This is a genomic window from Bradyrhizobium sp. USDA 327 (assembly GCF_041262065.1).
GTDB classification, from domain to species: Bacteria; Pseudomonadota; Alphaproteobacteria; order Rhizobiales; family Xanthobacteraceae; genus Bradyrhizobium; species Bradyrhizobium liaoningense.
Genome location: NZ_JBGCCW010000001.1, coordinates 8,117,270 through 8,143,621, shown reverse-complemented (window position 1 = coordinate 8,143,621; position 26,352 = coordinate 8,117,270). Strand labels below are relative to the sequence as shown.

The 26,352-nt window shown below is 66.0% G+C and carries 20 protein-coding genes and 1 pseudogene; 11 read left to right on the top strand and 10 right to left on the bottom strand.

The genetic code is table 11. The features are described 5' to 3' along the window. The first annotated feature begins 3 nt into the window (after positions 1-3). Together ABIA42_RS38395 and ABIA42_RS38390 are read left to right on the top strand one after the other, a co-directional pair. Entirely contained in the window at positions 4-1,080 is a 1,077-nt protein-coding gene (locus tag ABIA42_RS38395; RefSeq protein ID WP_370115845.1) for a tetratricopeptide repeat protein, read from the top strand. A 108-nt stretch (positions 1,081-1,188) separates the two neighbouring features. After that, on the top strand, positions 1,189-1,980 hold the full coding sequence (locus ABIA42_RS38390; protein ID WP_271529722.1) for an inositol monophosphatase family protein: 792 nt from the start codon (positions 1,189-1,191) through the stop codon (positions 1,978-1,980). Positions 1,981-2,051: 71 nt separating this feature from the next. On the opposite strand, the gene ABIA42_RS38385 is transcribed toward ABIA42_RS38390, so the two are convergent. From ABIA42_RS38385 to ABIA42_RS38375, 3 genes and pseudogenes are all read right to left on the bottom strand, one after another. Beyond that, positions 2,052-5,210 carry a multidrug efflux RND transporter permease subunit gene (locus ABIA42_RS38385; RefSeq protein WP_271529723.1) on the bottom strand — a complete coding sequence of 1,053 codons (3,159 nt, stop codon included), beginning with the start codon at positions 5,208-5,210 and terminating at the stop codon, positions 2,052-2,054. 6 nt (positions 5,211-5,216) lie between these two features. After that, positions 5,217-6,410, bottom strand: a complete 1,194-nt coding sequence (locus ABIA42_RS38380; protein WP_370115846.1) for an efflux RND transporter periplasmic adaptor subunit — start codon at positions 6,408-6,410, stop codon at positions 5,217-5,219. 228 nt (positions 6,411-6,638) lie between these two features. Further along, positions 6,639-7,659: pseudogene (locus ABIA42_RS38375) on the bottom strand (cyclopropane-fatty-acyl-phospholipid synthase family protein). 168 nt (positions 7,660-7,827) lie between these two features. Here ABIA42_RS38375 and ABIA42_RS38370 point away from each other — a divergent pair. The 3 genes from ABIA42_RS38370 to ABIA42_RS38360 all read left to right on the top strand — a co-directional run bounded on the left by ABIA42_RS38370 (position 7,828) and on the right by ABIA42_RS38360 (position 10,463). Continuing rightward, positions 7,828-8,841 (top strand): flagellar motor protein MotA, encoded by a 1,014-nt coding sequence (locus ABIA42_RS38370; protein WP_199751374.1) that lies wholly within the window; start codon positions 7,828-7,830, stop codon positions 8,839-8,841. Positions 8,842-8,988: 147 nt separating this feature from the next. Further along, entirely contained in the window at positions 8,989-10,017 is a 1,029-nt protein-coding gene (locus tag ABIA42_RS38365; protein WP_370115849.1) for a peptidoglycan -binding protein, read from the top strand. Further along, complete coding sequence (locus ABIA42_RS38360) at positions 10,017-10,463, top strand: GNAT family N-acetyltransferase (RefSeq protein WP_370115850.1); 447 nt, start codon at positions 10,017-10,019, stop codon at positions 10,461-10,463. The genes ABIA42_RS38365 and ABIA42_RS38360 overlap by 1 nt, the downstream gene beginning before the upstream one ends. A gap of 53 nt (positions 10,464-10,516) precedes the next feature. Here ABIA42_RS38360 and ABIA42_RS38355 read toward each other — a convergent pair whose 3' ends face one another. Then, on the bottom strand, positions 10,517-12,367 hold the full coding sequence (locus ABIA42_RS38355; protein ID WP_370143731.1) for an ABC transporter ATP-binding protein/permease: 1,851 nt from the start codon (positions 12,365-12,367) through the stop codon (positions 10,517-10,519). Positions 12,368-12,563: 196 nt separating this feature from the next. On the opposite strand from ABIA42_RS38355, the gene rpmE reads away from it, so the two are divergent. Further along, positions 12,564-12,791 carry a 50S ribosomal protein L31 gene (gene rpmE, locus ABIA42_RS38350; protein ID WP_028182497.1) on the top strand — a complete coding sequence of 76 codons (228 nt, stop codon included), beginning with the start codon at positions 12,564-12,566 and terminating at the stop codon, positions 12,789-12,791. Positions 12,792-12,902: 111 nt separating this feature from the next. On the opposite strand, the gene ABIA42_RS38345 is transcribed toward rpmE, so the two are convergent. Together ABIA42_RS38345 and ABIA42_RS38340 are read right to left on the bottom strand one after the other, a co-directional pair. Beyond that, the gene (locus ABIA42_RS38345) at positions 12,903-13,412 is read right to left on the bottom strand and encodes a DUF1465 family protein (RefSeq protein WP_271529730.1); all 510 of its coding nucleotides are present in this window, start codon (positions 13,410-13,412) and stop codon (positions 12,903-12,905) included. Between the two features lie 609 nt (positions 13,413-14,021). After that, positions 14,022-14,213, bottom strand: a complete 192-nt coding sequence (locus ABIA42_RS38340) for a DUF1192 domain-containing protein (protein ID WP_271529731.1) — start codon at positions 14,211-14,213, stop codon at positions 14,022-14,024. Between the two features lie 113 nt (positions 14,214-14,326). Between ABIA42_RS38340 and ABIA42_RS38335 the strand changes: the two genes are divergently transcribed. Continuing rightward, positions 14,327-15,325: an NAD(P)H-quinone oxidoreductase gene (locus ABIA42_RS38335; RefSeq protein ID WP_370115852.1), complete on the top strand. Its 999-nt coding sequence runs from the start codon at positions 14,327-14,329 to the stop codon at positions 15,323-15,325. 151 nt (positions 15,326-15,476) lie between these two features. Continuing rightward, entirely contained in the window at positions 15,477-18,353 is a 2,877-nt protein-coding gene (locus ABIA42_RS38330; RefSeq protein ID WP_061880935.1) for an EAL domain-containing protein, read from the top strand. Positions 18,354-18,546: 193 nt separating this feature from the next. Here ABIA42_RS38330 and ABIA42_RS38325 read toward each other — a convergent pair whose 3' ends face one another. Beyond that, positions 18,547-18,810, bottom strand: a complete 264-nt coding sequence (locus tag ABIA42_RS38325; protein WP_370115853.1) for a hypothetical protein — start codon at positions 18,808-18,810, stop codon at positions 18,547-18,549. A 144-nt stretch (positions 18,811-18,954) separates the two neighbouring features. On the opposite strand from ABIA42_RS38325, the gene ABIA42_RS38320 reads away from it, so the two are divergent. Beyond that, positions 18,955-20,451 carry a diguanylate cyclase gene (locus tag ABIA42_RS38320; protein ID WP_271529734.1) on the top strand — a complete coding sequence of 499 codons (1,497 nt, stop codon included), beginning with the start codon at positions 18,955-18,957 and terminating at the stop codon, positions 20,449-20,451. 196 nt (positions 20,452-20,647) lie between these two features. On the opposite strand, the gene ABIA42_RS38315 is transcribed toward ABIA42_RS38320, so the two are convergent. Then, on the bottom strand, positions 20,648-21,523 hold the full coding sequence (locus ABIA42_RS38315) for a UTP--glucose-1-phosphate uridylyltransferase (protein ID WP_271529735.1): 876 nt from the start codon (positions 21,521-21,523) through the stop codon (positions 20,648-20,650). A 205-nt stretch (positions 21,524-21,728) separates the two neighbouring features. Here ABIA42_RS38315 and ABIA42_RS38310 point away from each other — a divergent pair, with 205 nt between their 5' ends. Continuing rightward, positions 21,729-23,114 carry a lytic murein transglycosylase gene (locus tag ABIA42_RS38310; RefSeq protein WP_370115855.1) on the top strand — a complete coding sequence of 462 codons (1,386 nt, stop codon included), beginning with the start codon at positions 21,729-21,731 and terminating at the stop codon, positions 23,112-23,114. A gap of 168 nt (positions 23,115-23,282) precedes the next feature. Continuing rightward, positions 23,283-24,989, top strand: a complete 1,707-nt coding sequence (locus tag ABIA42_RS38305) for a DUF459 domain-containing protein (RefSeq protein WP_370115856.1) — start codon at positions 23,283-23,285, stop codon at positions 24,987-24,989. Positions 24,990-25,154: 165 nt separating this feature from the next. Here the strand turns inward: ABIA42_RS38305 and ABIA42_RS38300 are convergent, their stop codons facing one another. Both ABIA42_RS38300 and ABIA42_RS38295 read right to left on the bottom strand, forming a co-directional pair. Beyond that, entirely contained in the window at positions 25,155-25,523 is a 369-nt protein-coding gene (locus tag ABIA42_RS38300; protein WP_271529738.1) for a CsbD family protein, read from the bottom strand. Between the two features lie 61 nt (positions 25,524-25,584). Continuing rightward, positions 25,585-26,322, bottom strand: a complete 738-nt coding sequence (locus tag ABIA42_RS38295) for an SDR family NAD(P)-dependent oxidoreductase (protein ID WP_370115858.1) — start codon at positions 26,320-26,322, stop codon at positions 25,585-25,587. Positions 26,323-26,352: the final 30 nt, after the last annotated feature.

Here is a 26,352-nt window from a genome sequence, read left to right as displayed (position 1 = left end):
GACATGAAGCTTCCGCACACCACCATGCTGGCCGCGCTGCTGCTCACGGCGCCCGCGGCCGCGCAACTCCAGATCACGCCGCCGGCCGCAACGCCGAGCGCTCCCGCCGAAAAACAGAAGCCCAAGCCGCACACGATCACCAAGAAGAAGGAGGCCGCTCCCGCGCCCAAACCTTCGGCCTCCCCCAAGCCGTCCCCCTCGCCCAAGCCGGCCGCGACCGTGATCCCCGCGCCGCCGACCGACGATCCCAACGTCGATCTGGTGTTCGGCGCCTATCAGCGCGGCCAGTACAAGACGGCATTCGAGCTCGCCACCGCCCGTGCACAAGCCGGCGATTCCAAGGCGATGACCATGCTCGGCGAGCTCTATTCCAACGCCATGGGCATCCGGCGCGACTACGCCAAGGCGGCCGAATGGTACAAGCGCGCCGCCGATTCCGGCGATCGCGAGGCGATGTTCGCGCTCGCCATGCTGCGCATGTCGGGCCGTGGCGGCCCGGTCGACAAGGGCGAGGCGGTCAAGCTGATGGCCTCCGCCGCCAAGCTCGGCGAGCCCAAGGCCGCCTACAACCTCGCCTTGCTCTATCTGGACGGCCAGACCCTGCCGCAGGACGTCAGGCGCTCGGCGGAGCTGCTGCGCCAGGCCGCCGATGCAGGCCTGCCCGAGGCGCAATACGCGCTCGCGACTTTCTACAAGGAAGGCACCGGTGTGCCGAAGGACGCGGAACGCGCGGTGCGGCTGCTCCAGGCCGCCTCGCTCGCCGACAATGTCGATGCCGAGGTCGAATATGCGATCGCGATGTTCAACGGCACCGGCACGCCGAAGAACCAGCCGGCGGCCGTCGCGCTGCTTCGCAAGGCGTCCCGCCAGGGCAGCGCGATCGCGCAGAACCGGCTGGCATGGGTGCTGATCAACGGCGTGGGCACACCCATGGACAAGGTCGAGGGCTTCAAATGGCACCTGGTGGCCAAAACGGCCGGCAAGGGCGATCCTGAACTCGACAAGCAATTATCCGATCTGCCCGCGGAGGAGCGGGCCAAGGCCGAGGCCGCCGCCAAGAAATGGCTCGGGACCAAATGACTTGACGCAATGACTTGACGCAAGCGCCCCCGCAGGGCACCCAATCCTCAAACAGGCGCGATGTCCCGCCCTTGCCCCTGATCCCGCCCCCGACCAAGTCCAGAGCTCATGCTTTATTCCGCCACTATCAACGTCATGGTCAAGGCCGCGCGCCGCGCCGGCCGCAGCCTCAAGCGCGATCTCGGCGAGATCGAGCATCTCCAGGTCTCGCTGAAGGGGCCGGCGAATTTCGTCTCGCTCGCCGACAAGCGCGCCGAGGAGATCCTCTATCAGGACCTAGCCAAGGCCCGGCCCGGCTACGGCTTCATCGGCGAAGAGGGCGGCACCCGCGAAGGCACCGACAAGAGCCACACCTGGATCGTCGATCCGCTCGACGGCACCACCAACTTCCTGCACGGCATCCCGCAATTCGCGATCTCGATCGGCCTCGCGCGTGAGGGCACGATCATCGCCGGCGTGATCTACAACCCCGCCAATGACGAGCTCTACATCGCCGAGCGCGGCAAGGGCGCCTTCCTCAACGACCAGCGCCTGCGCGTGGCCGGCCGCCGCCAGCTCAACGAATGCGTGGTGGCCTGCGGCCTGCCCCATATCGGCCGCGGCGACCACGAGGAATTCCGCCGCGAGATGACCGCGATCCAGAATCGCGTCGCGGGCCTGCGCCGCTTCGGCGCCGCTTCGCTCGACCTCGCCTTCGTCGCCGCTGGCCGCCTCGACGGCTATTGGGAGCGCAACCTGCAGCCGTGGGACATCGCCGCCGGCCAGATCATGGTGCGCGAGGCGGGCGGCACGGTGAGCGACATCGACACCCCAGGCGATGCGCTGGTAACCGGGCACGTCGTGTGCGGCAACGAGTTCGTGCACGGGGAGTTGGTGAAGATTTTGCGGAAGACGGCATAAGGCGAAAGCCGCCGGCTTCGCCTCGTCATTCCGGGCTCGCATCGCACGCCCCGGAATGACGGAATGAACCGTCAGTGGCTCGTGTGCGCCCGCGCCGGGGGCCCGTAGGCCTCATGGTCCTTCGCCGCCGCCGGCTCCCGGTCCCCGCCCAGCACGCGCTGCACCGAGACGAAGAACACCGGCACCATCAGGAGCGCCAGGATCACCACCGCGATCATACCGCCCATCACGATACTGCCCAGCGCCTGCTGGCTGGCGCCGCCGGCACCATGCGCGATCGCCATCGGCAGCACGCCGCAGATGAAGGCGAGGCCGGTCATCAGGATCGGACGGAAGCGCAGGCGACAGGCCTCGATGGTGGCTTCCACCAGCGGTTTGCCTTCCTTGCGCAGATCCTTCGCGAACTCGATGATCAGGATCGCGTCCTTCGCGGCGAGGCCGATGATGGTGATCAGGCCGACGGTGAAGTAGACGTCGTTGGGCAGGCCGCGCAGCATGGCGGCGACGACGGCGCCGACGATGCCGAGCGGCACGGTCAGCAGCACCGCGAGCGGAATGGTCCAGCTCTCGTACAGCGCTGCCAGACACAGGAACACCACGAATACCGAGAGCGCCAGCAGGAACGGCGCCTGCGAGCCCGAGAGCTTTTCCTGGAGCGATTGTCCGGTCCATTCATAGCCGAAGCCGCGCGGCAGTCTGTCAGCAAGCTGCTCCATCTCGGCGATCGCATCGCCCGAGGTGAAGCCGGGTTTCGCTTCGCCGGAGATGCGCACCGCCGGATAATAGTTGAAACCGGCGATCTGCGTCGGACCGCGTGCCCATTCCACCGTGGCAAAGGACGAGAACGGCACCAGCTGGCCGCGGCTGTTCTTGACGTTGTAGTTGAGGATGTCCTCGGTCCGCATGCGGTCGCGCGCGTCGGCCTGCACGACGACGCGCTGCATGCGGCCGCGGTTCGGGAAGTCGTTGATGTAGTTCGAGCCGAGATTGGTCGAGATCGTGTTGTTGATGTCCTCGAAGGTGACGCCGAAGGCGCCGGCCTTCTCGCGGTCGATCATGAGATTGACCACGCCTGCCTCGGGCAGGCCTTCGATGTAGACCTTCTGAAGCACCGGGCTCGCATTGGCCGCCGCGATCAGCTGGTCGGCAGCGCGCATCAAGGCCGAATAGCCCTTCTGGCCGCGGTCCTGAAGGCGGAACGAGAAGCCGGAGGAGTTGCCGAGATTATCGATCGGCGGCGGCTGCAGCGCCGAGATCTTGGCGTCGCGAATCGATGAGAGGTCGCGGTTGATGTCGTTGACGATCGCCGCGGCGGAATCCTTGGGCCCGCGCTCCGACCAGTCCTTCAGCGTGATGAAGGCCTGCGCGGTGTTCATGCCCTGGCCGGAGAAGCTGAAGCCCGTGAGGAAGGTGACATCTTTGACTCCCGGCCGTGCGGCAAGATATTTTTCGACCTTCTCGATCACGGCCTCGGTGCGGGCGTAGGACGAATCCGACGGCGTCTGCACGTCGGTGGTGACGAAGCCCTGGTCGTCGACGGGCAGGAAGCCGCCGGGCAGGCTGACGAAGGCCCAGGACAGGCCGACCAGCAGCGCGGCATAGACCAGCATCAGGCGTCCGGTGCGCTTCAGCGAGAAGCCGACTGTACCCGCGTAGCGGAACCGCGCGGCCTCCAGCATGTGATTGAACCAGCCGAACACGAAATTGCTGGAATGACCGTGCCCCTTGGCGACAGGCTTGAGCAGGGTCGCACACAGCGCCGGCGTCAGCGACAGCGCGAGGAAGGCGGAGAAGCCGATCGCGGCGACCATGGTGACGGAGAACTGGCGGTAGATGATGCCGACCGAGCCCGGGAAGAACGCCATCGGCACGAACACCGCCATGAGCACCAAGGTGATGCCGATGATGGCGCCGGTGATCTGCGACATCGCCTTGCGCGTGGCTTCCTTCGGTGGCAGGCCTTCCTCGGCCATGATGCGTTCGACGTTCTCGACCACGACGATGGCGTCGTCGACGAGGATGCCGACCGCAAGTACCATGCCGAACATCGAGAGCATGTTGATGGAGTAGCCGGCGAGCAGCAGCGTGGAACAGGCGCCCAACAGCGCCACCGGCACCACGATGGTCGGAATGATGGTGTAGCGGATGTTCTGCAGAAACAGGAACATCACGACGAACACCAGCACCACGGCTTCCACCAGCGTCGTCAGCACCTTCTTGATCGAGGCCTCGACCACGGGCGTGATGTTGTAGGGGATCTCGTAGGTGATGTTGGCCGGGAAGAAGCGCGACAGCTCCTTCATCTTCGCTTCGACCGCGCTCGCGGTCGCCAGCGCATTGCCGGTCGGCGACATCAGCACCGACAGACCCGCGGTCGGCTTGCCGTTGAGGCGCGTGTTGAACTGGTAGCTGAGCCCGCCGACCTCGACGCGCGCGACATCGCGCAGGCGCACGGTCGAGCCGTCGGCATTGGCGCGCAGGATGATGGCGCCGAATTCGTCCGGCGAGGAGAGTTGCCCCTTGACCAGCACCAGCGTCGAGGTGCGTTGGCTGGACGTCGAAGGTTCGGCACCGATGCTGCCGGAGGCCACCTGCGCGTTCTGCGCGGCGATGGCCTTGTTGACGTCATCGGCGGTCAGCCCATAGCCGACGAGCCTGGCCGGATCGACCCAGACGCGCAAGCTGCGCTCGGTCGAGTACAGCGTGGCGCGACCGACGCCGGGAATGCGGCGGATCTCACCCAGCACGTTGCGGATCATGAAGTCGCCGAGGCCGACCTCATCCAGGCTGCCGTCGGTCGAGCTCAGCGTGATGATCTGAAGCACCGCACTGGAGGCTTCCTCGATCAGGATGCCCTGCTGCATCACCGCGCGCGGAAGGCGCGCCTCGACGCGCTTGATGCGGTTCTGGACTTCCACCGAGGCGTCGTTGGTATCGGTGCCCGGCTGGAAATTGGCGATGATCTCGACCTGCCCGAGCGAGTCGCTGGTCGATTCGAAATTGAGAATGCCGGAGGCGCCGTTGAGCTCCTCCTCGATCAGCCGCGTGACGCTGTTGTAGAGGTTTTCGGGCGACGCACCGGGATAACTGGTCGAGATCGAGATCGAGGGCGGCGCGATGATCGGATATTGCGCGATCGGCAGCAGCGGCACCGCGATCGCGCCGATCAAGCAGATGAACAGCGCGACCACCCAGGCGAAGATCGGCCTGTCGATGAAAAAGCTCGGCATATCGCGTTACCGCGTGAGCTGCTGGGCGTGCCGGTTGTCCGCGGTCGCTTCCACTTCCGACCAGGATTGCGGCTTGACCTTGTCGCCGGCCGCGAACTTCTGGAAACCTTCGACCACGACCTTGTCACCGGCCTTCAGGCCTTCGGTGACGAACCAGAGTCCGTCCTGCACCGATCCCGTGCGCACCGGCTGGACCACGATGTGGTTGTCGTCCTTGACGACGAACACCTCGCTGCCGCCGCCGCCATTGCGCTGGACCGCCTGCTGCGGCACCGCGATCGCGTCGGAATCGAGACCCTGGTCGATTCGGACCCGGACATACATGCCCGGCAGCAGTTCGCGCCTGGGATTGGGGAACTCGCCGCGCAACGTCACCTGCCCGGTGTGGGCGTCAACCTTGGCGTCGGAGAACAGCAGCTTGCCGTCGAGCGAATAGATGGTGTTGTCGTCGAGCACCAGGCGCACCTTGGCGGCATCGGCGGCGATGCGATCGAGGTCGCCGGTCTCGAAGGCACGGCGGAGCTGGTTGAGTTCATTCACCGACTGGGTGAAGTCGGCATAGATCGGATCGAGCTGCTGGATGGTGGCGAGATTGGTCTCGTTCTGCACGGCGAGCGCGCCCTCGCTGACCAGAGCCGCACCGACCACGCCGTCGATCGGCGCGCGCACGGTGGCATAGTCGAGATTGAGCTTGGCCCGCGCGAGCTCGGCCTTGCGGCCCTCGACCTCGGCATGGGCCTGGCGTTCGGCCGCGATCGCCTTCTCGTTCTCGGCTTCCGGGGCAGCGCGATCCTTGGTGAGGGTGGCGATGCGATGCGCCTGCTGTTTGGCCTGCATCAATGCCGCTTCGGCCTTGGCAAGCGCGGCCTCGTTGGCCATCACCTCGACCTCGAACGGACGCGGATCGATACGGTAGAGCGGATCGCCCGCCTTCACCTCGCTGCCCTGGCGGAACAGACGCTGGACCACGGTGCCGGAGACGCGCGGCCGCACGTCGGAGACGCGCGTCGGCGCGATACGGCCTGGCAGTTCGCGCACCACGGCGCGCGGCTGCGGCTTGACGACGACGACGCTCACGTCAGGGGCGGTCGGCTGAGCGGCGGATACGGCGGAGCTGGATTCGTCGCAAGCACCAAGGAGCGGCGCAAGGGCCGCGAGCATCAATGCAACGCATGCCGATCGCGCGCGAAGTCCTGACATGAAATGTGGTGCCCCGATGTTGTTGATACTGATCACGCTCCGTGAGCCCGTGCTGGACTCCTTTCGCGCGCCGATGGCCTCAAAATAGAATGGACTTGCTGCGACGCAACGCGTGTTGCGGGCGGCTCATTGTCACACGGCCTAACTCGTTGACTTCAGCTGTCTTTTAGCGACTCACCTGATTGTGAATCCAGTTCCATCACCGCGTGCTGCGACCGAACACCGCAATCAATCCGCGGCTTTCATCCGATAATGGCTGATTCCCCATTCGGTTCCACCGGCGTAGCCGAACAGGCCGGATGTTGCGAGGAGGAACCAGCGCCAGCGACGCATCAAAAGAGCAGTCTCCTCGCCATAGACCCTGCGCAAGGACGCCTCGATGGGCCCGCGATGCGCATCGAAATTGGCGAGCCAGTCGTTGGCGGTGCGCTGGTAATGCGTACCGCTCCAGCACCATTCCTTCTCGATCGCAAAGATATCGTCGAATTGCCTGACGAGGTGATGACTCGGCATCAGCCCGCCCGTGAAGACGTGCTGCGCGATCCAGTCGTGGCGGTCGAGCCTGTCGAACAGCTGCGAGCCCGCGCGATGGGTGGCGACGTGCATGAAGAACCGCCCCTCCGACGCGAGCCATGACCGCACGCGTGTCATCAGCTTGCGCCAGTTCGTCATCTGCCCGAACATCTCGACCGAGACGATGCGGTCGAACTGGCCTTCGGGCGCGAACACGTTCATGTCCGCGGTGACCGCGCGCAGGTTCAGGAGTCCGCGGAGCCGCGCCTCGTCCTCGACATGAGCGCGCTGCGCTTGCGAGCTCGACACCACCGTCACCTTTGCATGGGGAAACTGCCGCGCCATCCACAGCGATAGCGAGCCCCAGCCGCAACCCGAGCTCGAGGATGGTCTGGCCGTCGGCAAGACCGGCATGCTCGACGGTCTGGCGCAGCGCCTCCTCCTCCGCCTCCTGCAAGGTGCTCGCGTCGGTCCTGTAGAAGCAGGAGGAGAATTTGCGGTTGGGGCCGAGCATTTCGGCGAAGAAGGAAGCAGGCGCCTCGTCATGCCGGGGCCCCGCGCCCTCGGCAACTGGCCGCAGCATCATCCGCCCGGCGAAGGCGGCATCCTCGGCGGCGCCCAGCGCCGACAGGCGAGTCGCCGTGCGGGAGCACAAGCGCTGGATCGCGGCACGGATGACCACATCCGGCAGCGGCACGTGTTCGGCACTCCCGATGATCGCGGAAACGACGCTCATGCGCCTCCCGAATTGCGAGCTTCTGCAGATACCTGCTCATCAAAGCGCCGCTTCCGGTCCGGGTTCCCCAGGCTGTCCCCGAAATTGGCGCATCCGGCGCTTTTTTTGGGCGGGCGCTGTGCCATAGTGCGCACCGCAAGCAAGCTTACGTAACGGATGATACCGGCCATGCCGTCTGGCACTTCCCGCTCCACCTTGGATATCGAGTACACGAAACTGTCCTCGCCCAGCGTCTTCCTGGTGCGGATGCTGGTCTTCCTGGTGCTGTGCACGCTGGTAGGCGTGGTGCTCTACAAGCAGATCATCCAGGCTTTCTTCGCCAATCCCGGGCTCAATGCCCTGATCGGGGCAGTGCTGTTCATCGGCATCGTGCTGGCCTTCCGCCAAGTCATCCGGCTCTATCCCGAAGTCTCCTGGGTCAACAATTTCCGCATCGCCGACCCCGGCCTGGCACCGGCCCGGCACCCGAAGCTGCTGGCGCCGATGGCGGCGATCCTCGGCGGCGAGCGCTCCGGGCGGATGACCATCACCCAGACCACGATGCGGCATTTGCTCGATTCCATCGCGACACGCCTGGACGAGGCCCGCGACATCTCGCGCTACATGACCGGCCTCCTCGTCTTCCTCGGCCTGCTCGGCACCTTCTGGGGCCTGATCGAGACGGTCGGCTCGGTCGGCAAGGTGATCGACGGGCTCAAGGTCGGCGGCGATGCCGGCTCGCTGTTCGACACGCTCAAGGAGGGCCTCGCCGCCCCGCTCGGCGGCATGGGGATCTCGTTCTCCAGCTCGCTGTTCGGCCTCGCCGGCTCCCTGATCCTCGGCTTCCTCGACCTGCAATCGAGCCAGGCGCAAAACCGCTTCTACACCGACCTCGAAGACTGGCTCGCCACCACCGTGCGCGAATATGGCAACGGCGAAGCGCCCGTTGCGGCAGGCGGCGGCGTCGCCAGCGGCGAGCTCCAGGCCGCGGTCGAACGGCTGCGCTCCGTGTTCGAGGAAGGCAGCGCCAGCCGCGGCACCACGGCTGCGATGGCAAGCCTTGCCGAGGCGATCCAGGCGCTGGTCTCGCACATGCGCACCGAGCAGCAGATGATTCGCGAATGGGCCGACGGCCAGGGCGAGCAGAACCGCGAGATCCGGCGCCTGCTGGAGCGCATCGCGCGTCAGCCGGAGAAGAGCTGAGGCGGTATCGTGGCCCGGACGCGACGCAGCATGAAATGATGCGTCGCTGAGCCGGGGCCCAGCGTCAGGGACAATATGGGTCCCGGCTCTGCGCAGCAGCGTTGCACGCTGCAGCGCGTCCGGGACACGAAAGTGGAGACGGACAACATGGCTCTAGCGCGCGGCCGCCGCAGCGAAGGCGCCTTCAACTACTGGCCCGGCTTCGTCGACGCGCTGTCGACGCTGGTGCTGTCGATCGTGTTCCTGCTGTCGGTGTTTCTGGTCGTGCAGTTCTTCCTGTCGCAGGAGGTCACCGGCAAGGACAAGGCGCTGGAGCAGCTCAATGCCAAGATCGCCCAGCTCAACGAGCTCCTGTCGCTGGAGAAGCTCGGCAAGCTCAGCCTCGACGACCAGGTCTCGCAATTGAAAGCGGGCCTCGCCTCGGCCGAGTCCGAGCGCGACCGCATCAAGGGTCTCTATGACGGCCTTGCTGCCGCCGGCAACGACGCGCAAGGCAAGACCGCCGAACTCGGCAAGGCCCTGGACTCGGAGAAGGCCGTCTCGGCGCGGGCCCTGGCGCAGATCGAGGTGTTGAACCAGCAGATCAGCGCGCTGCGCCGGCAATTGGCGGCCCTGGAAGAGGCGCTGGATGCCAGCGAGAAGCGCGACAAGGAATCGCAAAATCGAATTGCCGATCTGGGGTCTCGCCTGAACGTTGCCCTGGCGCAGCGCGTGCAGGAATTGTCGCGCTACCGCTCCGAATTCTTCGGCCGCCTGCGCGCCATTCTCGGCAACCGCCCCGACATCCGCATCGTCGGCGACCGCTTCGTGTTCCAGTCCGAAGTGTTCTTCGATACCGGCCAGGCGACGTTGCTGCCCGAGGGCCGCGCCGAGCTCGACACGCTGGCGACAGCGCTGATCGAGCTCGACAAGAAGATCCCGAGCGAGATCCCCTGGGTGCTGCGCGTCGACGGCCATACCGACGTGCGCCCGGTCAGCGGCGCGAACTTCAAGTCGAACTGGGACCTGTCCGCGGCGCGCTCGATCTCGGTGGTGCAATATCTGATCTCGCTCGGCGTGCCCGCCCAGCGCCTCGTCGCGGCCGGCTTCGGCGAATTCCAACCGCTCGATCCCGCCAACACCGAGGAGGCCTACAAGCGCAACCGCCGCATCGAGCTGAAGCTGACGGAGCGGTAGTGAGCGCGCTCCAGCTTCGCCCCTACCGCCCCGAGGATGAAGCCGCTGCGATCGAGCTCTGGCATCGCACCTGGCAGCAGGCCTATCCGCAGATCGACTTCGCGGCACGGCTGGAATGGTGGCGCGAGCGCTGGCGCAAGGACCTGGTGCCGAAGGCCTCGATCGCGGTGGCGGAGCAGGACGGTGCGCTGATCGGTTTCGTCACGATCGATGGCGAAGGCTATCTCGACCAGCTCGTGGTCGATCCGGAGCACTGGGGCTCGGATGCTGCGCGGCTGCTGGTGGACGAGGCCAAGCGCCTCTCGCCGGCAGGCATCACGCTGCTCGTCAACAAGGACAATGCCCGCGCCATCCGCTTCTACGAGCGCAACGGCTTTGCCCATGCCGGCGACGACGTGAACCCGACCTCGGGCCGGCCGGTGCTGAAGATGGAATGGCGGGCGTGATGCCCCGGCACTTTCCGCCGTCATTGCGCTCGCAATGACGCCGTATGAGGCGTCTACGCCCCTTCGAACTGCAACCGCGCCAGCCTTGCATAAAGTCCGTTCGCCGCCACGAGCTCGGCATGCGTGCCCTGTTCGACGATCCGGCCCTGGTCCATCACCAAGATGCGGTCGCAGGAGAGCACGGTTGCGAGGCGATGCGCGATCACGAGCGTGGTGCGGTGGCGCATCAGCTCTTCCAGCGCGGTCTGCACCAGCGTCTCGCTTTCCGCGTCGAGCGCGGAGGTGGCCTCGTCCAGCAGCAGCAGCGGCGCATCGCGCAGGATGGCGCGCGCGATCGCGATGCGCTGGCGCTGGCCGCCTGAGAGCGTCACGCCGCGCTCGCCGAGCGCCGTCTCGAAACCTTCGGGCAGGCGGCGGATGAACTCGGCGGCATGCGCCAGCTCGGCGGCGCGCTCGACCTCGGCATCGGTCGCATCGGGCCGGCCGAAGCGGATGTTCTCGCGGGCGGTCGCCGCGAACACCACCGAGTCCTGCGGCACCAGCGCGATGCGGGCCCGGAAATCGCGCGGGTCGGCGGATTTGACCGGCACGCCGTCGAGCGAGATCGTCCCGCTGCGCGGATCGTAGAAGCGCAGCAAGAGATGAAAGATGGTGCTCTTGCCGGCGCCGGAGGGACCGACGATCGCGACCTTCTCGCCGGGGCGCACGGTAAACGACACGGCGTCGAGCACCTTGACGTCGGACCGCGCCGGATAGGCGAAGCTGACCTGATCGAAACCGACCTCGCCGCGCGCCGGCACCGGCAGCGCCCGCGGCGCCGCGGGCGCGGTGATCTCGGGCCTCACATGCAGGATCTCGAACAGGCGCTCGGCCGCGCCCGAGGCCGCCGAGACCTCGCCCCAGACCTCGCTGAGCTGGCCGAGGCCCGCCGCGGCGAACACGGCATAAAGCACGAACTGGCCGAGCCGGCCCGGTGTGATCGCGCCGCTCAGCACGTCGTGCGAGCCGATCCAGAGGATGGCGACCACGCTCGCGAACACGATGAAGATGATGATGGCCGTGAGCACGGCGCGGGCCTGGGTCGAGGTTCGCGCGGCCTCATAGGCCTGTTCGACCTCGCCGCCGAAACGCTTCTCGGCAAATTGCTCGCTGGTATAGGCCTGCACGGTGCGGATCGCGCCGACCAGCTCGCCGGCATAGGCCGAGGCTTCTGCGAGCGTGTCCTGCGCATTGCGCGACAGGCGCCGCACCCAGCGCCCGAAGGCCACCAGCGGCAGCACGATCAGGGGAATGGCCAGCAGCACGAAGCCGGACAGCTTCGGGCTCGTGATCACCATCATCGCCGCGGCGCCCAGAAACATCATCAGGTTGCGCAGCGCGATCGAGACCGAGGCGCCGACGGCCGATTTGAGCTGGGTGGTGTCGGCGGTCAGGCGCGAGATCAACTCGCCGCTGCGGGCGGAATCGAAGAAGGCGGGGGAGAGCGAGAGCAGATGGGCGAAGACGTCGCGCCTGAGGTCGGCGACGATGCGCTCGCCGATCGTCATCACGAGGTAGTAGCGCGCCGCGCTCGCCAGCGCGAGCACACCCACCACCGCGAGCATCACCGAGAAGTAGCTGTTGATCAGCTCGATGCCCTCAGGCGTCAGGCCGAAATCGATCATCCTGCGCACCGCGATCGGCACCAGCAGCATCGTCAGCGCGGCGACCGTGAGCGCGACGAAGGCCAGCGCCGCCCGGCCGCGATAGCGGCTCACATAGGGCGCGAGCGCAAGCAGCGGCCGCAGCTTGGCGCGCCCCTTGGCGGGCTCTTCGATCAGCTCGGCCTCGATCGACGGGATGTCCGCGGCGTTCATTGCGGGCCGATTGACATCCTGGTCATCAAGCCGTTCCACTGCGCTCATGATATCCGACCTATTGCATTGGTTTGCTCCCAATAGGCCGGTGCAAGGGTAGTGGCAAATCCGGGAAGTCCCCTAGGGGCAAACCCGGTTCGACAACCGGCACGGCTTGTTTTGCCGGGTATCGTGCGGTATAGAGCCGCCCAAATCCGTCATTCGCTAGCCACCCAAGAAGGCGCCGGAGCGCCGAGGAATTGCCATGAAAGCCGAAATTCATCCGGATTATCATACGATTAAGGTCGTCATGACCGACGGAACCGAGTACCTGACCCGCTCGACCTGGGGCAAGGAAGGCGACACGTTGAACCTCGACATCGACCCGAAGTCGCACCCGGCCTGGACCGGCGGCTCCACGCAGATCATGGACCGCGGCGGCCGCGTCTCGCGCTTCCAGAAGAAGTTTTCGGGCTTTCTCAAAAAGGATTGAGCCGGCCGCAAGGCCGAGACGCAAAACGCCCCCGGCAGACCGGGGGCGTTTTTTGTTTTCTACCACACCGTCATTCCGGGTTCGCGCGCCCCGGAACGACGATGAAATAGCTTACCGCTCGAACGCCGCCTTCAGCGCGTTGAGGTGCGGCACAAGCGGGTTGCCGATCGCCACGTGCTCGACCGGCGGGGTGTGGATCGTGCTGTCGAGGCGGCGCACGCGGGTCTGCAGACTCATCGAGCGATGGATCAGGTCCTGGAGCTGCGCGGGCAGCTTCTCGACGGTGTCGGCGGGACCGGGATCGGCGGCGGTGAGCTTGACCTTGGTCTTCTCGCGGTTGGCCTGGCTCAGTGTCATCTCGCCCTCCTTCACCGCGCGGTGCAACAGCAGCCAGGAAGCAAGCTGCATCAGGCGCGTGGTGAGGCGCATGCTCTCGGTCGCATAGGTGAGGCTGACGGCGCGATCGAGTGCCTTGGCCTCGACGCGGCCGGCGCCGTCGAGATAGGCGGCAGTCTCTTCGACGAGGTCCATGCCTTCACGGAACAGAGCGCCGAACGCCGCAGAATTGGTGAACCGCTCGCTGAGCTGAACGAGAGCGCCTTCGGCCTGCAAACGTTCCATGGTTAACGCCCCTTACGCAACTGTTTGACTGTCCGGCTTGGCGCCGGCTTATGATGAACAAATCATTGCGCGCCGGGAGCGCGGAGTCCAGTGACAAGCGCGGATATGGTTTCCGCGGGTCATTCCTCGCAATGCAACTGGGCGGATATTCTTGTTTCGACGCGTATTCTGGACGCGAAGCGGCATCCGCTCTGCTTTGCGCAAAAAAGAGCCGCCGGAGACCGGCGGCTTTGAAAGTTGATAACAGGGAGGCGTCAAACAGAGTGGACAGGAGCCACTCGGTGTCCAAACGAGGACAGTTCCAGTCATAAACCCGAAAGCTTAATCGACCGTAAACGAGCTAATTTTTTGAGAGTTCGTTAGCCATGTCGGCCAGCGGCCGAGTGCAGAGCGGAACAAGAGTTGGCGGTCACCCAACTCAGCGACACACTCCGCCGTCATCCCGGACAAGCGGAGCGCAGATCCGGGATCCATGGCCACCGGCGGATGTGGTGACGGGGACTCGGAGTTGCCGGCCTCGCGCAACGACCTCGTCCTGGGAGTATGGGTCCCGGATCTGCGCGCGCTTGAGGCGCGCTTGTCCGGGACGACCGCTGTTGATGTGGCCGGCTACGTCTTGAAAATGCTGTTCGCCGCATCGCGCGAGGCACGCTTCCTGGTGGCGGCTTCCTCCAGTCTTGCGATCTCGGTCTTGAGCAGTGCGACGCGCTCGGTCAGTTCCTCGACCGACAACAGTGAAAGATCCTGGCCGATCTCGTGCGTGATCTTCCTGCGCGGGCGGTCGTCGTCTTCCATCGCCATCCTCGTTCCTCCTGCGTTCGCGCGGACCACAATGCCGAGGCGGTTGCCAGCTTGGACCGCGCTGGCTAAGCAAGGGTCTCGTTGCATCCCGCACCTTTGCTCAAGGACCCATCATGGACAAGCTGCCCGCGCAAATGACCGTGATCGCCATCTCCAAGCCCGGCGGACCGGAGGTGCTGGTGCCGGAACAACGCCCCGTTCCGCAGCCCGGTCCGGACGAGATCCTGGTCAAGGTCGAGGCCGCGGGCGTGAACCGGCCTGACATCGCGCAACGCTCCGGCGCCTATCCGCCGCCACCGGGCGCCAGCGACCTGCCGGGCCTCGAGATTGCGGGCGAAGTGGTGGCGGTGGGCAGCAATGCCAGGCGGCACAAGGTTGGCGACAAGGTGATGTCGCTGGTCGCCGGCGGCGGCTATGCGCAGTACTGCATCGCCCAGGATGCCCAGGCGATGAGCGTGCCGCCGGCACTGTCGATCAAGGAAGCCGGCGCGCTGCCGGAAACCCTGATGACGGTCTGGCACAACGTGTTCGAGCGCGGCGGCCTCAAGGCCGGCGAGACGCTGCTGATCCACGGCGGCTCCTCCGGCATCGGCACCATGGCGATCCAGCTTGCGAAAGCATTCGGCGCGAAGGTGTTCGTCACCGTGGGATCGCAGGACAAGATCGACGCCTGCCTCAAGCTGGGCGCCGACCGTGCCATCAACTACAAGACCGAGGACTTCGTCGCCGTGGTCAAGGCCGAGACCAACAACGTCGGCGTCAACCTGATCCTCGACATGGTCGCCGGCGACTATGTCGACCGCAACTATGATGCCGCGGCGGTCGATGGCCGCATCGTCCAGATCGCCACCCTCAACGGCCCCAAGGTCAGCGTCAACATCGCCAAGGTGATGGTCAAGCGCCTGACCCATACCGGCTCGACGCTGCGCCCCCGTACTAATGCGGACAAGGCGGCGATGGTGACCGCGATCGAGGCGAAAGTGATGCCGCTCTTGCGCGAAGGCCGCATCAAGCCGGTCATGGACAGCGCTTTCCCGCTGGAAAAGGCGGCGGATGCCCACCGGCGCATGGAAACCAGCGCACATATTGGCAAAATTGTGTTGGAGGCCTAGGCCACCGGCCCACAGGCCAGGCCGGAAACCCTTTGATTTTCCTCGCTTTCGTGGCATCTATCGCGACGCGCCGAACCACTTCGGTCCGGTTTGAATCGCCTTCTAGATTCGCCTTGCACTCAGAGTTTGCGTCGAACGCGGAGAATTGACCTTGCGTCTGATCAGATGCCTCGCGCCCATCGCGCTGGGCCTCATGATTCTTGTCGCCGCGTATCCCGCGCGCGCGCTGGACGCCGTCAGCGTCCGCAGCGACGCGCCCGCGATCGACCTCACCGGCGTGCTCGAGCATCAGCGCAGCGATGCCGATCGCATCCAGGTCTCCACCGCGCCCGGCACCGACGGCATCGTCCGCCGCATCGAGGTGCGCGCCCGCGAAGGCGGGCAGAACTGGGTGGTGTTCGCGCTCGCCAACAACACCGACGACCAGCTCGACCGCCTGATCGTCGCCCCGCACTATCGCATCGTCTCCTCGGGGCTGCTGTGGCCCGACCTCGGCCTGTCGCGCATCGCGACCATCACGCCCTCGATCGGCGACCGGCCGGAACGTCAGGAAAGCGCCACCGCCGACGTGTTCCGCATCACGCTCGACCCCGGCGCCGTCGTCACCTTCGTCGCGGAGCTGCGCACCGACAAGCTGCCGCAGCTCTATCTGTGGGAGCCGGAATCCTACAAGGACAAGGTCAATTCCTTCACGCTCTACCAGGGCATCGTGATCGGCATTTCCGGCCTGCTCGCGCTGGTGCTGACCATCCTGTTCGTCGTCAAGGGCAGCATCATGTTCCCGGCCGCCGCGGCGCTGGCCTGGGCGGTGCTGGTCTATATCGGCGTCGATTTCGGCTTCTGGGGCAAAGTGCTCGACATGTCGAACAACGCCGAGCGCATCTGGCGCGCGGCGGGCGAGGCCATCCTCGCGGCAACGCTGCTGGTGTTCCTGTTCGCGTACCTCAATCTCAGCCGCTGGCACGTGCGCTATTCCCACATCACGATCGGCTGGCTCGCCTTCCTCGGCTCCCTGGTGGCCCTGGCGCTGTTCGATCCGGCCGTGGCCTCCGGCATCGCACGCATCTCGCTGGTGCTGATCGCCTTCGCCGGCTTTGCGCTGATCGTCTATCTCTCCACCCACGGCTTCGACCGCGCGGTGCTCTTGATCCCGACCTGGTTCCTGCTGGTGGTCTGGGTGGTCGCGGCCGGCATGACCGTCGCAGGCTCCGTCACCAACGACATCGTCGGCCCGGCCCTGCTCGGCGGCCTCGTGCTGATCGTGATGCTGATCGGATTCACGGTGATGCAGCACGCCTTCGCCGGCGGCGGCGCCACCACCGGCATCGTCTCCGACATCGAGCGGCGGGCGCTGGCGCTCGCCGGCTCCGGCGATCTGATCTGGGATTGGGACGTGTCCGCCGACAAGGTGTTCACCAGCCCCGAGACCGAGGCCCTGCTCGGACTCAAGCGCGGCACGCTGGAAGGCCCCGCGGCGTCCTGGCTCGAGGTGCTGCATCCGCTCGACCAGGACCGTTTCCGCGCCGCGCTCGACAGCGTGCTCGACCAGCGCCGCGGCCGGCTGGTGCAGGATTTCCGCCTGCGCACGCCGGACGGTCATTTCATGTGGTTCGCGCTGAAGGCCCGCCCCGTGGTCGGCTCCGACGGCGAGGTCTCGCGCGTCGTCGGCACGCTCACCGACGTCACCGAGCTCCGCAACGCCGAGGAACGCCTGCTGCACGATTCCGTGCACGACAACCTCACCGGCCTGCCCAACCGCAAGCTGTTCATGGACCGGCTGGGCGCTGTCGCCAACTTCGCCAAGACCATGCCGACGCTGCGGCCGACGCTGATGGTGATCGATCTCGACCGCTTCAAGCAGGTCAACGATTCCGTCGGCATCGCGGTCGGCGATTCCATCCTGCTGACGCTGGCCCGCCGCCTCACCCGCATCCTGAAGCCGCAGGACACGCTGGCGCGACTGGCCGGCGACCAGTTCGGCCTGATACTGCTGTCCGAACAGGACCCGGCGCGCATCACCGCCTTCGCCGAGACCATCCGCAAGACCATCCGCGCGCCGATCGCCTTCAACGACCGCGAGATTTTCCTCACCGCCTCGATCGGCCTCGCCTTGTCCGACCCTCAGACGCAGCTCACGGACGAGATCATCAAGGACGCCGAGCTGGCGATGTACCACTCCAAGCGCATCGGCGGCGACCGCATCGACGTCTACAAGCCCGCCATGCGCGCGCGGAAGACGGACCGGCTGACGCTGGAGAGCGAATTGCGCCGCGCCATCGAGCGGCAGGAGATCACCATCCTTTATCAGCCGATCGTGCGGCTGGAGGATCGTTCGATCGCCGGCTTCGAGGCCCTGGCGCGCTGGGATCACCCGAAGCTCGGCCGCATGGCGCCGTCGGAATTCATCACCATCGCCGAAGAGACCGGGCTGATCGTCGACCTCGGCATGTTCGTGCTCGACCAGACTGCAAAGCAGCTCTCGGTATGGCAGCGCGCGATGCGCTCGCGCGACCCGATCTTCGCCTCCGTCAACGTCTCCTCGCGGCAATTGCTGCGCCACGATTTGATCCACGACATCCGCACCGTGCTGTCGCGCTCCTCGGTGGCGCGCGGTACGCTGAAGCTGGAGCTGACGGAATCGCTGGTGATGGAGAATCCGGAGCACGCGGCGCAGATGCTGACGCGGATCCGCGAGCTCGGCACCGGGCTGTCGCTCGACGATTTCGGCACCGGCCATTCCTCGCTGGCCTATCTCCAGCGTTTCCCGTTCGACACCATCAAGATCGACCAGTCCTTCGTGCGCACCACCAGCCGCGGCACCCGCCCGGTGATCCTGAAGTCGATCATCGCGCTCGCGCACGATCTCGGCATGGACGTGGTGGCGGAGGGCGCCGAGACCGATTCCGACGCGGTCGAGCTCTACCAGATGGGCTGCGAATACGCGCAAGGCTTCGCCTTCGGCGAGCCGATGGACGCCGATGCGGCGATGCGGCTGCTGACGGAAGTGCGGCTGGAAGCGGCGAGCTAAAGCTCTCTTATCTCACCCTCCCCTGGAGGGGGAGGGTCGATCGCGCGCAGCGCGAGCGGGGTGGGGTGATCGCTCCACTCGGGCACCGTTGGACGTGGAGAGACTGTCACCCCACCCCGGCTCACATTTCGCTGCGCTCAATGTGAGCCGACCCTCCCCCTCCAGGGGAGGGTAGGCAGCGTGGCCAGCCGCACTAGCGCCGCCTATCGTTCTTCTTCTTCGTAAACCGCACGCTCTGACCGTCCGGCATCCGCGTCGCCACGAAGCCGGCGGCGAGGCAGGCTTCGCGTTGCGGCATCTGGATGTCGGGGCTGCGCAGGCTGTCCCACCAGGAGGCACGATGCGCCGCGCGCGGCAGCGCTGCGCCGATGATCTCCTCGATCTGCTCGAAGCTCAGCACGAACTCCTCCTGCTTCTGCCGCATCAGAAAGTCGCGCAACGCGTCGTAGTCGTTCACAAGCGTCCTCTCGTCCGAAGTCCCGTCCGGCCTGCCAAAAACCGTTCGACCCATACACCGATTCTTAACTCATTGCGGTAGCTCCGTCCTGCCTTAAACACTACGCAAGCTTTCGGGCGCATCCACTGGTATCGGGAGCGAACGATGCCCTTTGGATGGCGCGAAATCACGGCCCGGCGGCCATGGCGGATTTCGGCGAAGCTGCTGATCATCTCGTCCGTGGTGACGGTGATCGGCTTCTCGGCCATTTGCGTCAACGTCATGCTGGACATGCGCCGCGGCGAGGAGGCGCTCGCCCGCCAGACGCTGGAGAACCTCGCGACCACCATCGAGTCCGACATCGGCCGCAACATCGAAATCTACGACCTGTCGCTGAAGGCGGTCGCCAGCAACATGCTGCTGCCCGAGCTCGCGACTGTCTCCAAGACGATCCGCCACCTGATCCTGTTCGACCACGCGACGACGGCCCGGCATTTCGGCGCCATCCAGGTGTTCGATGCCGAGGGCCGGCTGATCATCGACGCTTCCACGCTCGATCCGCTCACCGAGAACCGGAGCGAGGAGGACTATTTCACGGTCCACCGCGACAATCCCGGAGCCGGGCTCTTCATCAGCCGCCCGATGCTGTTCCGCGGCGCCTATTCCATCGTGCTGAGCCGGCGCATCAGCGATACCGACGGCGGCTTCCTCGGAGTCGTCGCCGGCTCGATCCGCTTCAGCTATTTCCACGAATTGTTCGAGCGGCTGAACCTGGACCCTGAAGACACCATCACCGTGCTCAAGCGCGACCGTACCATCATGATGCGGCGGCCGTTCGATCTCGACGTCATCGGCACGAACCTGAACGACCGCCGGAGCTGGAAGGCCGACAATCTCCGGGCCGGCGCCTCCTATTCCGGACAGGGCCCGGTCGATCCGACGCCGCGGCTCTATGTCCGCAGCGGCGACAGCCGACCGCTATTCGTGGTGGCAGGCAAGCCCCTGGCCGCAGTGTTCGCACTTTGGCAGAGGGAGGCGTTGCGCATCGGCGCCGTGGTGCTGGTGCTCGCGTTGTTCGTGCTGGGATCGACGCTCGTGCTCGCGCGCGAGATCGGGCGGCGCGCCGAGGCCGAACGCAAGCTCGAGGAGATGGCGACGACGGATGCGCTCACGGGCCTGAGGAACCGCCGCAAATTCGATACCGTCATTGATGTCGAATGGCGGCGCGCGATGCGCCAGAGGGCGCCGCTCGCGCTCCTGATGATCGATGCCGATCATTTCAAGGCCTACAACGACACGTTCGGCCACCAGGCCGGCGACCAGGTGCTGGTCGGCATCGCCATCTGCATTTCAGATTCCGTGAGCCGCGCCGGCGACTGCGCCGCGCGCTATGGCGGCGAGGAATTCGCCGTGTTGCTGCCGAACACCTCGGCCGACGACGCCTTCAAAGTCGCCGAGAAGATCCGCCTCAAGGTGCAGGGCTGGTCCGACGATCAGGCGGCCTCGACGGTCTCCTGCGGAATCGCCAGCCTCGTGCCCGCCGCCGGCATGGACTGGCCGGTCCTGGTCGCCGCCGCCGACAAGGCGCTCTATGCCGCAAAAGCCGCTGGGCGCAACCAGTCGGTGGTCGCCAGCATTCCGAAGCTGTCGCGGGTGGCGTGAGGCTGCTCCACGGCTGTGGTGCGGCGCGACGCAATCCGCCACACCATCGGTGTCGTCCCGGCGAACGCCGGGATCCATAACCACAGGCAAGAGTTTGGCGAAGACTGGCCGTTCGGTACTTCGACCGAACGCGAGCGATGGATCACGCGGTATGGGTCCCTGCGTTCGCAGGGACGACACCGAGGAGTATAGCCGCCTACTGCCCCAGATACTTCTTCATCTCGGCGATCAGTCCGTCGCGCAATTCCGGGCGCTTCATGCCGTAGGCGATGTTGGCGCGCAGGAAACCGGGCTTGGAGCCGCAATCATGGCGCTCGCCCTCGAACTCGACGCCGTAGAATTTCTGCGTCTTGGCAAGCCCGATCATGGCGTCGGTGAGCTGGATCTCGCCGCCGGCGCCGCGCTCCTGGGTCTCCAGGATCTTGAAGATCTCCGGCTGAAGGATGTAGCGGCCGGTGATCGAGAGATTGGAGGGCGCCGTGCCCTTGGCCGGCTTCTCGACCATGCCGTCGACCTCGAACATCTTGCCGTTGCGCTTGCCGACGCCGCAGATACCGTATTGATGGGTCAGGTGATCGGGCACCGCCTCGACCGCGATCAGATTGGATTTTTCGCCAAGCGAGGATGCCATCTCGATCATCTGCTTCAGGCAGCCGGGCGTGTTGAGCACGAGCTCGTCGGGCAGTACGACCGCGAACGGCTCGTTGCCGACGATGTCGCGCGCGCACCAGACGGCGTGGCCGAGGCCGAGCGGCGCCTGCTGGCGGGTGAAGCTGACGGCGCCGGCTTCCGGCTGGTTCTGCGCCAGGATGTCCTGCTCGGCCTTCTTGCCGCGCGCGGCCAGCGTCGTGTCGAGCTCGAACATGCGGTCGAAATGATCCTCGATGACACTTTTGTTACGGCCGGTGACGAAGATGAAGTGCTCGATGCCGGCTTCCTTCGCCTCGTCATAGACGTACTGGATCAGCGGCTTGTCGACGATGGTCAGCATTTCCTTCGGCATCGCCTTGGTGGCAGGCAGGACGCGGGTGCCGAGGCCGGCGACGGGGAATACAGCTTTGCGAATTCTCATGTGATTGATCGAATACCTGGGGGCACATGTGACGGGAGCAATGGCATCTTGCTAGCCTGTTTGCAGCCGGCAACAAAGGCGGATGTGGGGCCTCGCCCGGTCGGAGTTAAGAAAAAGGCCGCCACCAAAATTTCACCTTTGTTAAGCTATTGGCAACGCTAACCGGGCCTCCTGTGGCGGATTTTTTCAGGCCGACGGGTGGGACATGATGCAAACGATGGCAGGGCTGGCAAAACGGGCGGGATTTCTGACCGGCGCAGCGATGGTCGCTGCCGCCTCGCTGCTGCCGGCCTGCGCGCACGCCCAGGCGCAGAACGGCCTGTCCAACCTGTTCGGCGGCATCTTCTCCGGCGCCAATCCGGCACCTTCGCAAGCGCCTCCCGTCAACGGCGGCGCTCAACCCTGGAGCGGCGAGGACGGCGCCTCGGGCCATCCGTTGATGACGGCCGCCGCGATCCGCGAGGCCGCCGGCAATTTCAGCAATTGCGTCGCCGCGATGTGGCCCGATGCCGCACGGCGCGGCATCACGCAGGAGAATTTTCAGCGCTTCACCGCAGGCCTTGGTCCCGACCTGCGCATCATGGACCTCATGGACTCGCAGCCGGAGTTCACCAAGTCGATCTGGGACTATCTCGACATCCTGGTGAACGACAACCGCCTCGCCAAGGGCCGCGAAATTCTCGCCAAGTACAAGGCGCAGTTCGACGCCACCGAAAGGGCCACCGGCGTCGACCGCTACATCATCGCCTCGATCTGGGGCATCGAGTCCAATTACTCGACGCAGATGGGCGACCGCAGCGTGCTGCAATCGACCGCGACGCTCGCCTGCATCGGCCGCCGCCAGGCCTATTTCAAGGACGAGTTCCTCTCCGCGCTGGAGATCCTCAACCGCGGCGATCTCAGGCCTGAGCAGCTGCGCGGCTCCTGGGCCGGCGCCTTCGGCCCGACCCAGTTCATGCCGACCGCGTTCAAGCGCTTTGCGGTCGACGGCGACGGTGACGGCAGGCGCGACGTCGTCGACAATCCCACCGACCTGATCGCCTCCACCGCCAACAACCTGAAGAAGGACGGCTGGCAGTCCGGCCAGACCTGGGGCTACGAGGTCGTCGTGCCCCAGGGCTTCAACTACATGCTGGCCGACCGCGCCAAGGCGATGACGATCGCGCAATGGGAGAAGCTTGGGCTGAAGCGGGCGACGGGGCAGCCCTTCCCGCACCCGGCGGAGAAAGCCTATCTGCTGGCACCGGCCGGCGCGCAAGGACCGGGCTTCCTGATGCTGCAGAATTACCGCGTCATCATGAAGTACAACCCGGCCGAGGCCTATGCGCTGGCGATCGGCCATTTCGCCGATCGCCTGCGCGGAGGGCAGCCCTTCGTGCAGCCCTGGCCGCGCCAGGAGCGGGAGCTGGCGCGCACCGAGCGGCTGGAATTGCAGCAGCTGCTGGCCCAGCGCGGCTTCTACAAGGGAACCCCGGACGGCCAGTTCGGCGGCCAGACCCGGGAAGCCCTGCGCAACTTCCAGGCCTCGATCGGGGTCCCCGCCGACGGATTTGCCTCATCGGACGTGCTGGACCGGCTGCGCGGGCGGTAAAATCGCGCCGAAAGTAACCCTGAGGCGGGATTTCGACAGGCGGCTTGACGCCGGCGGCCGTTCCCCGGCCTATGGAGAAGAATCTGCAAAGAGAATCTGCCCGTTTGCGGCCTGATTCCGTTATTATATCGAGCTGCTTCCAATCCCCTCGCGCGCGCCCGAGATCGCATGTCGAAGAAGTCCCTGTTCAAGGTGCTGACCGAGACCGGCCCGTTGATCGCGCTGGGGACGGCGCTTGCGATCCTGGTCTCGGTCGCAGGACCTGCCTCGGCGCAGTTCTTCAACTTCCCCGGTTTCGGCGGCCCGCCGCAGCGCGCGGCCCCGCCACCACGGGGCGGCGGCGGAGGTGGCGGATGGTTCGGCGGCGACTTCTTCGCACCGTACCCGCCGCAACAGCCGCAGGCGCCGCGTCAGGATTTTTCGCGCGCACCGGCGCCGGCGAAACGCGACACCATCCCTGAGAAGAACGTGCTGGTGATCGGCGATGCCATGGCCGACTGGCTCGCTTACGGCCTGGAAGACGCCTACAGCGAGCAGCCCGACATGGGCGTGATCCGCAAGCACAAGACCACGTCGGGCCTCATCAAGTATCAGCCGAAGGGTGAGCCCGCGGACTGGGCGGCGGCGGCCAGGGGCATTCTCGAGACCGAGAAGCCCGACGTGATCGTCGTCATGCTCGGCCTCAACGACCGCTCCGCGATCCGCGAGCCCGTCGCCGACAAGGCGGCCGCGGAAAAGGACAAAGACAAGAAGAGCGACAAAGGCGCGCGCGCCAAGCCGCAGGCAAAGCCGGGCGACGCCAAGCCCGGCGAGACGAAGCCCGGCACCGATACCGCGGCCAAGCCGGACGAGAAGCCGGCCGATGCCGATCTGCCGCAGGACGATGCCGACAATGCCGATACGCCCGCGGCGGCGCCGGAGAAGACCGCGCGCAACCCGAACGGCCTCTACGAATTCCGCGACGACCGCTGGGTCGAGCTCTACGGCAAGAAGATCGAGGAGCTCGCCAACATCCTCAAGGCCAAGGGCGTGCCGGTGCTCTGGGTCGGCCTGCCCGCAGTTCGCGGAACGAAGGGCACCGCGGACACGCTGTTCCTGGATTCGCTGTACCGTGAGGGCGCGGCCAAGGCCGGCATCACCTATGTCGACGTGTGGGACGGCTTCGTCGACGAGGCCGGCCGCTTCCTCCAGAAGGGCCCGGACTTCGAAGGCCAGATCCGTCAGCTCCGCAGCTCCGACGGCGTCTATTTCACCAAGGCCGGCGCGCGCAAGCTCGCGCATTATGTCGAGCGCGAGATCACGCGCCTGCTTGCGGGACGTTCCGGCCCGATCGCGCTGCCGAGCGAGCCTGCCACCCCCGATACCAGCGCCGAGCCGGGCAAGCCCGCGCCGCGGCCGCTGGCAGGGCCGATCGTGCCGCTGGTTGCAGCCTCGATTTCGACCGATCAATTGCTGGGCGGGCCGGGCACGCGTCCCGCTGCCGTCGATGCGCTCGCGGCCAAGGCCATGGTGAAGGGTGAACCGCTGGCGGCTCCAGCCGGCCGCGCCGACGATTATGCCTGGCCGCGCCGGGAAGTCGGCCGTGAGCAGGCCAAGGGCGATACGCCGATGGCCGCGACGCCCGACGGCGGCACGGCTCAAGGGGCGCCGGGAGCGGCCGCGGTGATCGCGCCGCCGAAGCTCGCGCCGAAGAAGCCGCAGGTCCCGCCGCAGCAACCGGCACAGGCAACGCCCTCGGGCCGGGATTTCTTCGGCTTCGGCTCTCCGCAGCCGCGCCAATGGACGCCGGCCCCCGGGCCGCGCAATCCGAATTCCAATCCAGGGATTCCGCGCCCGCCTGCCAATGTCGGGCGCTCGGCAGAGATATTCCGTTGATTTGAGATGTCATTCCGGGGCGCACGCGGCGCGAGCCCCGGAACGACGTGGTATTGGCTCGGCCCTAAAGCGCGATGAGATTTGGATGAATCGTCATCGCGCGTTAGATTGTTGTTTACGCATGATCTTTCCGGAAAACCGCTTCGCACTTTTCCGGATCATGCTTTAGTAGCGCCAACGCGGCGGCGGGCGGCGCGCGGGTCGCGACATCAGGAGCGCCAGCGCGAAACCGATGCCGCCGGCGACCAGCAGCGCGCCGAGCGGGTTGTCCTGCACCTTCTGCGCGATCGCCTTCGAGCCGTCGCGGAAGGTCTCGCCGCTGTTCTCGTAGGCGTCCTTGGCGTAGCTCGCGGCGGTGTCCGTGGCATCACGCACCGCATCCTTGGCCTGGCCGTAGAGATTCTGCACCGTGCCTGCAGCCTCCCGTGCCTTGCCCGACGCCTGCGTCTTCGCATCGCCTGCGACGTCTCCGATCGCGCCTTCCGCGCGTCCGGCATATTCCTTGGCCGATCCAACAATCCGATCCGTATCCATGTCGCTCCTCCTCGGGGGGTCAACCCAAGTAACCGATCAGAAGCAGTGCAGTTCCAAGGGATCAGAGAATGAGACCGCCATCGACGACCAGCGTCTGGCCGATGATGTAGGACGACAGCGGCGAGGCCAGGAACAGCGCCGCGCCGGCCATGTCGGCCGGCGTGCCCAATCGCCGCAGCGGGATGCGCGCGAGCGCGCCTTCGAGCCGCTTCGGATTGTCGGTCGTCACCTTCGTCATCTTGGTGTCGACGAGCCCCGGCGCGATGCCGTTGACGCGGATGCCGTCCTCGGCCCAGGCCTCGCCCAGCGTCCGCGTCAATCCGACCGCGCCGGTCTTCGACGCATTGTAGGCGGGATTGCCCATGGTGGAATGATAGGCCGCGGTCGAGGACACGATGATCAGCGCGCCCTTCGCATCCCGCAACATGGAATGAAAGCGCGTCGCGCAGGCCATCAGGCTCATCAGGTTGACCTCGACCACCTTGCGAAAGCCGGCCATCTCGAACTCGCCGCGGCGGTAGAGCACCGCGCCCTGCGCGAGCACGAGTATGTCGAGCTTGTCGAGGGACGGCTTGAACGCCTCGATCGCTCCGGCATTGCCGACGTCGAGCTGGGCATAGGCGAGCCCCGTGAGATCGGAGCCTTCCTCGATGGAATATTCCGCAGGCCGAGCACGCGTGCCGCAAACCGCGACATGCGCGCCTCTCGTGCGAAAAGCCTGCGCGATGCCGTTGCCGATGCCGCTGGAACCGCCGACCACCAGCACCTGCTTGCCTGAGAAATCGAGTTCGTTCGCCATCGCGGCCTCCCCTTTATGTCTTGCTTGTTT

Coding starts and splice junctions, on each gene's coding strand:
- ABIA42_RS38385 (WP_271529723.1), bottom strand. CDS start 5,210: ATGCCGAGCTTTTTCATCGACAGGCCGATCTTCGCCTGGGTGGTCGCG.
- ABIA42_RS38335 (WP_370115852.1), top strand. CDS start 14,327: ATGGACAAGCTGCCCGCGCAAATGACCGTGATCGCCATCTCCAAGCCC.
- ABIA42_RS38380 (WP_370115846.1), bottom strand. CDS start 6,410: ATGTCAGGACTTCGCGCGCGATCGGCATGCGTTGCATTGATGCTCGCG.
- ABIA42_RS38365 (WP_370115849.1), top strand. CDS start 8,989: ATGGCTCTAGCGCGCGGCCGCCGCAGCGAAGGCGCCTTCAACTACTGG.
- ABIA42_RS38340 (WP_271529731.1), bottom strand. CDS start 14,213: ATGGCGATGGAAGACGACGACCGCCCGCGCAGGAAGATCACGCACGAG.
- ABIA42_RS38315 (WP_271529735.1), bottom strand. CDS start 21,523: ATGAGAATTCGCAAAGCTGTATTCCCCGTCGCCGGCCTCGGCACCCGC.
- ABIA42_RS38390 (WP_271529722.1), top strand. CDS start 1,189: ATGCTTTATTCCGCCACTATCAACGTCATGGTCAAGGCCGCGCGCCGC.
- ABIA42_RS38310 (WP_370115855.1), top strand. CDS start 21,729: ATGATGCAAACGATGGCAGGGCTGGCAAAACGGGCGGGATTTCTGACC.
- ABIA42_RS38320 (WP_271529734.1), top strand. CDS start 18,955: ATGCCCTTTGGATGGCGCGAAATCACGGCCCGGCGGCCATGGCGGATT.
- ABIA42_RS38305 (WP_370115856.1), top strand. CDS start 23,283: ATGTCGAAGAAGTCCCTGTTCAAGGTGCTGACCGAGACCGGCCCGTTG.
- ABIA42_RS38300 (WP_271529738.1), bottom strand. CDS start 25,523: ATGGATACGGATCGGATTGTTGGATCGGCCAAGGAATATGCCGGACGC.
- rpmE (WP_028182497.1), top strand. CDS start 12,564: ATGAAAGCCGAAATTCATCCGGATTATCATACGATTAAGGTCGTCATG.
- ABIA42_RS38395 (WP_370115845.1), top strand. CDS start 4: ATGAAGCTTCCGCACACCACCATGCTGGCCGCGCTGCTGCTCACGGCG.
- ABIA42_RS38295 (WP_370115858.1), bottom strand. CDS start 26,322: ATGGCGAACGAACTCGATTTCTCAGGCAAGCAGGTGCTGGTGGTCGGC.
- ABIA42_RS38355 (WP_370143731.1), bottom strand. CDS start 12,367: ATGAGCGCAGTGGAACGGCTTGATGACCAGGATGTCAATCGGCCCGCA.
- ABIA42_RS38370 (WP_199751374.1), top strand. CDS start 7,828: ATGCCGTCTGGCACTTCCCGCTCCACCTTGGATATCGAGTACACGAAA.
- ABIA42_RS38345 (WP_271529730.1), bottom strand. CDS start 13,412: ATGGAACGTTTGCAGGCCGAAGGCGCTCTCGTTCAGCTCAGCGAGCGG.